Origin of the sequence: Streptomyces sp. NPDC007162 (genome assembly GCF_040634175.1) — a bacterium.
Classification (GTDB): domain Bacteria; phylum Actinomycetota; class Actinomycetes; order Streptomycetales; family Streptomycetaceae; genus Streptomyces.
Window position 1 is genome coordinate 1 of sequence record NZ_JBEYFC010000465.1, and the last position, 7,065, is coordinate 7,065.

At 70.9% G+C, this 7,065-nt stretch carries 5 protein-coding genes and 1 pseudogene; 5 read left to right on the forward strand and 1 reads right to left on the reverse strand.

The window, feature by feature from the left end:
* Positions 1–59: 59 nt before the first annotated feature.
* Positions 60–956 carry an AraC family transcriptional regulator gene (locus ABZ646_RS36090; RefSeq protein ID WP_360528700.1) on the reverse strand — a complete coding sequence of 299 codons (897 nt, stop codon included), beginning with the start codon at positions 954–956 and terminating at the stop codon, positions 60–62.
* A 145-nt stretch (positions 957–1,101) separates the two neighbouring features.
* On the opposite strand from ABZ646_RS36090, the gene tkt reads away from it, so the two are divergent.
* From tkt to ABZ646_RS36115, 5 genes and pseudogenes are all read left to right on the forward strand, one after another.
* Complete coding sequence (tkt, locus tag ABZ646_RS36095; RefSeq protein WP_360528703.1) at positions 1,102–3,192, forward strand: transketolase; 2,091 nt, start codon at positions 1,102–1,104, stop codon at positions 3,190–3,192.
* Positions 3,193–3,224: 32 nt separating this feature from the next.
* Positions 3,225–4,367: a transaldolase gene (gene tal, locus ABZ646_RS36100; RefSeq protein ID WP_360528706.1), complete on the forward strand. Its 1,143-nt coding sequence runs from the start codon at positions 3,225–3,227 to the stop codon at positions 4,365–4,367.
* Positions 4,367–5,935 carry a glucose-6-phosphate dehydrogenase gene (gene zwf / locus ABZ646_RS36105; protein ID WP_360528709.1) on the forward strand — a complete coding sequence of 523 codons (1,569 nt, stop codon included), beginning with the start codon at positions 4,367–4,369 and terminating at the stop codon, positions 5,933–5,935. The genes tal and zwf overlap by 1 nt, the downstream gene beginning before the upstream one ends.
* Positions 5,932–6,867, forward strand: coding sequence for a glucose-6-phosphate dehydrogenase assembly protein OpcA (opcA, locus tag ABZ646_RS36110; protein WP_360528712.1), 936 nt, complete (start codon positions 5,932–5,934; stop codon positions 6,865–6,867). The genes zwf and opcA overlap by 4 nt, the downstream gene beginning before the upstream one ends.
* A pseudogene (locus ABZ646_RS36115) lies at positions 6,860–7,065 on the forward strand (glucose-6-phosphate isomerase); the annotation flags it as partial. The gene opcA and the pseudogene ABZ646_RS36115, both read left to right, overlap by 8 nt.

Genomic DNA, 7,065 nt, shown 5'->3' on the forward strand with positions numbered 1-7,065 from the left:
ACGCCGTCCACGCGGCCGCGGGCGCGGAGCGTGGGGAACTCCCCGGCGCCGCCGGCATGTCAGCGCAGCTCCGCCCGGAACGCCACCGGGGTCTGCCCGGTGTGCAGTTGGAAGAACTTGGAGAAGTTCGCCGCGTCGGGGAAGCCGACCGCCGCGCCGACGCGGCCGATCGGCAGGTCCGTGTGGGCCAGCAGGCGTTTGGCCTCCAGCACGACCCGTCTGTCGATGAAGCCCTTCGGGGTCTGACCGGTCGCGGCGCGGACCGCGCGGACCAGGGTGCGCCGGGAGTAGCCGAGGGCGTCGGCGTAGGCGCTGACGCTGTGGTTGGTGGCGAAGTCCTTCTCCACCGCATCCCTGAAAAGGGTGAATGTCGTATCGGCCTGACGGCGTGCCGCCTCCGCCGAACTGGCCGCGAGGTGGGCGAGGCGCAGCAGCAGCGCGGTGAGGGAGTGCCGCAGCACCGAGGTGTGCAGGGCCGGGGGGAGGGTATCGGCGTCCTCGTACTCGCGTTGCAGGTTCGCCAACGCCGCCTGCAACGCGCTGAGCTGCGGTTGGTCGGGGTGGAGCAGGGGTGGCAGGTCGTAGCGGTAGAGGCCGGTCGCCTCCACGGTCGCGCGCGGCAGGAAGCCGGGTTGCATGGTCAGGACGGTTCCGCGGTACTCGCAGGTCGGCGAGAAGCGGTGCACCTGTCCGGGCCGGATCCAGAGCAGGTCGCCGGCTTGTGCCTCGTACTCGGCGAAGTCGATCATGTGGCGGACCGGGCCCGCGGTGAAGAGCATGACCACGTGGAAGTCGATGCGGTGCACCCGCTCCAGCGGGGCGTCGGCGTGCCACCGGCGTCCGGTCCCCATGGGGCCGACCTGCATGCCGACACCACCGACGCTCAGATCCACCGGGAAGGGGAAGGTTCTGATTCCGTCACCGTCGCCTGCCGTGTCGGGCGTTCTGTCCGCCATGTCCTTCTCGTGCCGTCCCTGTCGAAGATCCGTGTCCCACTTTCACCACAGACTGACACACCCCGACCTTCCCTCCATTAAGTCAGACTTTTACTTTTGAACGCGTCAGGCCAGCCAGAACGCTTCGAACGAGGACTTCTTGAAGATGAGCACGCAGACATCAGCCGGCTTCGACGACGGCTTCGAGTGGACCGACCTGGACCGGCGTGCCGTGGACACCGCCCGCCTGCTCGCGGCCGACGCGGTGCAGAAGGTCGGCAACGGGCACCCCGGCACCGCGATGAGCCTGGCCCCGGCCGCGTACACGATCTTCCAGAAGGTGATGCGCCATGACCCGGCCGACCCGGAGTGGACCGGCCGCGACCGGTTCGTCCTCTCCCCCGGGCACACCTCGCTGACGCTCTACACCCAGCTGTTCCTCTCCGGGTACGAGCTGGAGCTCGACGACCTCAAGGCCTTCCGCACGCACGGCTCGAAGACCCCGGGCCACCCCGAGTACGGGCACACCGCCGGTGTCGAGACCACCACGGGACCACTCGGCCAGGGCGTCGCCAACGCCGTGGGCATGGCCATGGCCGCCCGCTACGAGCGCGGCCTGTTCGACCCGGAGGCCCCCGAGGGCACCTCCCCCTTCGACCACATGATCTGGGCGATCGTCTCCGACGGCGACCTGGAGGAGGGCGTCTCCGCGGAGGCCTCCTCGATGGCCGGCCACCAGAGGCTCGGCAATCTCGTCTTCGTCTACGACGACAACCACATCTCCATCGAGGGCGACACCGCGACCGCCTTCTCCGAGGACGTGCTGAAGCGGTACGAGGCCTACGGCTGGCACACCCAGCGCGTCGAGCCCACCGCCGAGGGCGACGTCGACCCGCGGGCCCTGTACACGGCCCTCAAGGCGGCGCAGGCCGAGACCGGACGGCCCTCGATCATCGCGATGCGCACGGTCATCGCCTGGCCCGCCCCGAACGCGCAGAACACCGAGGCCGCCCACGGCTCCGCGCTCGGCGCCGACGAGATCGCCGCCACCAAGCGCGTCCTCGGGTTCGACCCGGAGCGGTCCTTCCAGGTCGACGCCGAGGTGCTGGCCCACGCCCGCCGCGCCCTGGACCGGGGCGCCGAGGCGCACGCGGCCTGGGACAAGCGCATCGCCGAGTGGCGCACCGCGCGGCCGGAGCAGGCCGAGCTCTTCGACCGGGTCGTGGCCGGCCAGCTTCCCGAGGGCTGGGAGTCCGCGATCCCCGTCTTCGAGGAGGGCAAGGCGGTCGCCACCCGCGCCGCCTCCGGCAGGGTGCTCCAGGCGCTCGGCCCGGTGCTGCCCGAGCTGTGGGGCGGCTCCGCCGACCTCGCGGGCTCCAACAACACCACCATCGACAAGACGTCCTCCTTCCTGCCCGCGGGCAACCCGCTGCCCGAGGCGGACCCGTACGGCCGCACCGTCCACTTCGGCATCCGCGAGTTCTCGATGGCCGCCGAGATGAACGGCATCGCCCTGCACGGCAACACCCGGATCTACGGCGGCACCTTCCTGGTGTTCTCCGACTACATGCGCAACGCCGTGCGGATGTCGGCGCTCATGCAGCTCCCCGTGACCTACGTCTGGACGCACGACTCCATCGGCCTCGGCGAGGACGGACCCACCCACCAGCCCGTCGAGCACCTGGCCGCGCTGCGCGCCATCCCGGGCCTGAACGTCGTCCGCCCGGCCGACGCCAACGAGACCGCGACCGCCTGGGCCGAGATCCTGAAGAGGCACGCCACGCACCCGGCCCCGCACGGGCTCGCGCTGACCCGCCAGGGCGTGCCGACGTACGCGCCGAACCCGGACGCGGCCAGGGGCGGCTACGTGCTGCGCGAGTCGTCCACCGAGACCCCGGAGGTGATCCTCATCGCCACCGGTTCCGAGGTGCACCTCGCCGTCGGGGCGCGGGACCTCCTGGAGGCCGAGGGGATCGGCACCCGGGTGGTGTCGATGCCGTCCGTGGAGTGGTTCGAGGAGCAGCCGCGCGAGTACCGCGAGAGCGTCCTGCCGCCGGCCGTGCGGGCCCGGGTCGCCGTGGAGGCCGGGATCGGCCTGACCTGGTACCGGTTCGTCGGCGACGCCGGCCGGATCGTCTCCCTGGAGCACTTCGGTGCCTCCGCCGACGCCGGCACCCTGTTCGCCGAGTTCGGCTTCACCCCCGAGAACGTGGCGGCCGCGGCCCGCGAGTCCCTGGCCGCCGCCCGCACCGCCTGATCGACCAGCCAGAAACAGTTCAGTAGAGGAAGATGATCACTGTGACCGAAGCAACCGCCACCGCGGGAGCACTCAAGCGCCTCTCCGACGAGGGCGTCTCGATCTGGCTGGACGACCTGTCGCGCAAGCGGATCAGCACCGGCAACCTCGCGGAGCTGGTCGCCACGAAGAACGTCGTGGGCGTCACCACCAACCCCTCGATCTTCCAGGCCGCCATCGGCTCCGGCGAGGGCTACGAGGAGCAGCTCGCCGACCTCGCCGTGCGGGGTGTCACGGTCGACGAGGCCGTGCGGATGATGACCACCCAGGACGTGCGGGCCGCCGCCGACGTGCTGCGCCCGGTGTACGACGCGACGGGCGGCCGGGACGGCCGGGTCTCCATCGAGGTCGACCCCCGCCTCGCCCACGACACGGCGGCCACGGTCGCCGAGGCCCGCCAGCTGGCCTGGCTGGTCGACCGCCCCAACGTGATGATCAAGATCCCGGCGACCAGGGCGGGGCTCCCCGCGATCACCGCGGTCATCGCCCAGGGCATCAGCGTCAACGTCACCCTGATCTTCTCCCTGGACCGCTACCGCGAGGTCATGGCCGCCTACCTGGCGGGCCTGGAGCAGGCCGCCGCCAAGGGCCTGGACCTCGCCGCGATCCACTCCGTGGCGTCCTTCTTCGTCTCCCGCGTCGACGCCGAGATCGACAAGCGGCTGACCGTCCTCGGCACGGACGAGGCCCTGGCCCTGAAGGGCAGGGCCGCGCTGGCGAACGCCCGGCTGGCCTACGAGGCGTACGAGGAGGTCTTCGGTGGCGAGCGCTGGACCGCGCTCGCCGGCGCGAAGGCCAACAAGCAGCGTCCGCTGTGGGCCTCCACCGGCGTGAAGGACCCCGCCTACAAGGACACCCTGTACGTCGACGAGCTGGTGGCACCCGGCACCGTCAACACCATGCCCGAGGGCACGCTGAACGCGACCGCCGACCACGGTGACATCCACGGCGACACGGTGACCGGCGGCTACCCGCAGGCCCGCGCCGATCTGGCGGCCGTCGAGAAGCTGGGCATCTCCTACGACGAGGTCGTGGGCAAGCTGGAGGACGAGGGCGTCGCCAAGTTCGAGGTGGCCTGGCAGGAGCTGCTGGACGCCGTCACGAAGTCCCTGAACAGCAAGGGAGTTGAGGCGTAATGAGCGAGACAGCCAAGGAGGTGCGGGTGCCGGTGGTGCCCGCCGCCGACTGGGACAACCCGTTGCGCGACGCGCGCGACCGGCGGCTGCCGCGGGTCGCGGGGCCGTCCGGTCTGGTCATCTTCGGTGTGACCGGCGACCTGTCCCGCAAGAAGCTGATGCCGGCCGTCTACGACCTGGCCAACCGCGGACTGCTGCCGCCGGGCTTCTCGCTGGTCGGCTTCGCCCGCCGGGACTGGGAGGACCAGGACTTCGCCCAGGTCGTCCACGACGCGGTGCGCGAGCACTCCAGGACCCCGTTCCGCGAGGAGGTCTGGCAGCAGCTCGCCGAGGGCATGCGGTTCATCCCCGGCGACTTCGACGACGACACCGCGTTCAAGCAGCTGAAGGCGGCCGTCGACGAGCTGGACGGCTCCCGGGGCACCGGCGGCAACTTCGCCTTCTACCTCTCGGTGCCGCCGAAGTTCTTCCCGAAGGTCGTGCAGCAGCTGAAGAAGGTCGGTCTCGCCGCCCCGCCGAAGGGGTCCTGGCGGCGGGCGGTCATCGAGAAGCCGTTCGGCCACGACCTGGCGTCGGCGCAGGACCTGAACGCGGTCGTGCACGACGTGTTCGACCCTGACCAGGTGTTCCGCATCGACCACTACCTGGGCAAGGAGACCGTCCAGAACATCCTGGCGCTGCGCTTCGCCAACCAGATGTACGAGCCGATCTGGAACCGGTCGTACGTCGACCACGTGCAGATCACCATGGCCGAGGACATCGGCATCGGCGGCCGCGCCGGCTACTACGACGGCATCGGCTCGGCCCGTGACGTCATCCAGAACCACCTGCTCCAGCTGATGGCGCTGACCGCCATGGAGGAGCCGATCGCGTTCGACGCGGACGCGCTGCTCACCGAGAAGCTGAAGGTGCTGAAGTCGGTGCGGCTGCCCGACGACCTGGGCCGGCACACCGTGCGCGGCCAGTACGCCGAGGGCTGGCAGGGCGGCGAGAAGGTCATCGGCTACCTCGAAGAGGACGGCATCGACCCGAAGTCGAAGACCGACACCTTCGCGGCCGTCAAGCTGGGCATCGAGAACCGCCGCTGGGCGGGCGTCCCCTTCTACCTGCGCACCGGCAAGCGGCTCGGGCGCCGGGTCACCGAGATCGCGGTGGTCTTCAAGCGGGCCCCGCACTCCCCCTTCGACTCCACGGCCACCGAGGAGCTCGGCGCGAACGCGATCGTCATCCGCGTCCAGCCCGACGAGGGCATGACCGTCCGGTTCGGCTCCAAGGTGCCGGGCACCTCGATGGAGATCCGGGACGTGACGATGGACTTCGCGTACGGCGAGTCGTTCACGGAGTCCAGCCCGGAGGCGTACGAGCGGCTCATCCTGGACGTGCTGCTCGGCGACGCCAATTTGTTCCCCCGTCACCAGGAAGTGGAAGAGTCCTGGAAGATCCTCGACCCGATCGAGACGTACTGGGCGAAACATGGCAGGCCCGCGCAGTACGAGTCGGGCAGCTGGGGACCCAAGGAAGCGGACGAGATGCTCGCACGAGACGGACGGAGCTGGCGCAGGCCATGAAGATCGACCTGACCGACACCACGGCAAGCAAGATCAACAAGGCGTTGGTGCAGGGTCGCCGCGCCATCGGAACCCCTGCGGTGGGCATGGTCCTGACGATGGTGATCGTCACGGACGAGGAGAACGCCTACGACTCGATCAAGGCGGCCGAGGAGGCCTCGCACGAGCACCCCTCGCGCACCCTGGTCGTCATCAAGCGGCACGCCCGCACCCTGCGGGACCGCACCGCCTCCCGGCTGGACGCGGAGGTCCGGGTCGGCTCCGAGGCCGGCACCGGCGAGACGGTCGTGCTGCGCACCTACGGCGACGTCTCCGACCACGCCGACTCGGTGGTGCTGCCGCTGCTGCTGCCGGACGCCCCGGTGGTGGTGTGGTGGCCGGTGGAGGCTCCGGACACCCCGTCCAAGGACCCGCTGGGCGCGCTCGCGCAGCGCCGGATCACCGATCTGTACGCGGTCGAGCGGCCGATGCAGGTCCTGGAGACCCGCGCCCGCAACTACGCGCCCGGCGACACCGACCTCGCCTGGACCCGGCTGACCCTGTGGCGGTCCATGCTGGCCGCCGCCCTCGACCAGGCCCGGGTCACGGTGACCTCGGCGGCCGTCGAGGCGGAGGCCGACAACCCCAGCGCGGAACTCCTCGCCCGCTGGCTGGAGGCCCGGCTCAAGGTCACGGTGGACCGCGTGGTCTCCGAGGGACCGGTCGTCACGGCGGTACGCCTCGGCACCGCGAACGGCGACATCGTCATCGACCGCCCCGAGGGCCCGCTCGCCAGCCTGACCCTGCCGGGTCAGCCGCCGCGCACCCTGGCCCTCAAGGTCCGCCCCACCTCCGAACTGATCGCCGAGGAACTGCGCCGCCTCGACGCCGACGAGATGTACGCCATCGCCCTGCGCGCCGAGGGCACCAAGGAGACCGTCTCCCATGCCTGACACCCCCGAGCTCACCCGCCGGCCCGAGTGGGCCGCCCTGGAGGACCACCGCGGCCAGGGGCAGCCGGTCCTGCGTGAGCTGTTCGCGGCCGACCCGGCGCGCGCCGAGCGCTACGTCGTGCGGGTCGGCGACCTCCACATCGACTACAGCAAGCACCTGGTCACGGACGAGACCCTGGCCCTGCTCCAGGAACTGGC

Excerpts from the sequence above, each read along its gene's own strand:
- ABZ646_RS36090 (WP_360528700.1), bottom strand. The coding sequence starts at position 956 with ATGGCGGACAGAACGCCCGACACGGCAGGCGACGGTGACGGAATCAGA.
- zwf (WP_360528709.1), top strand. The coding sequence starts at position 4,367 with ATGAGCGAGACAGCCAAGGAGGTGCGGGTGCCGGTGGTGCCCGCCGCC.
- tkt (WP_360528703.1), top strand. The coding sequence starts at position 1,102 with ATGAGCACGCAGACATCAGCCGGCTTCGACGACGGCTTCGAGTGGACC.
- opcA (WP_360528712.1), top strand. The coding sequence starts at position 5,932 with ATGAAGATCGACCTGACCGACACCACGGCAAGCAAGATCAACAAGGCG.
- tal (WP_360528706.1), top strand. The coding sequence starts at position 3,225 with ATGATCACTGTGACCGAAGCAACCGCCACCGCGGGAGCACTCAAGCGC.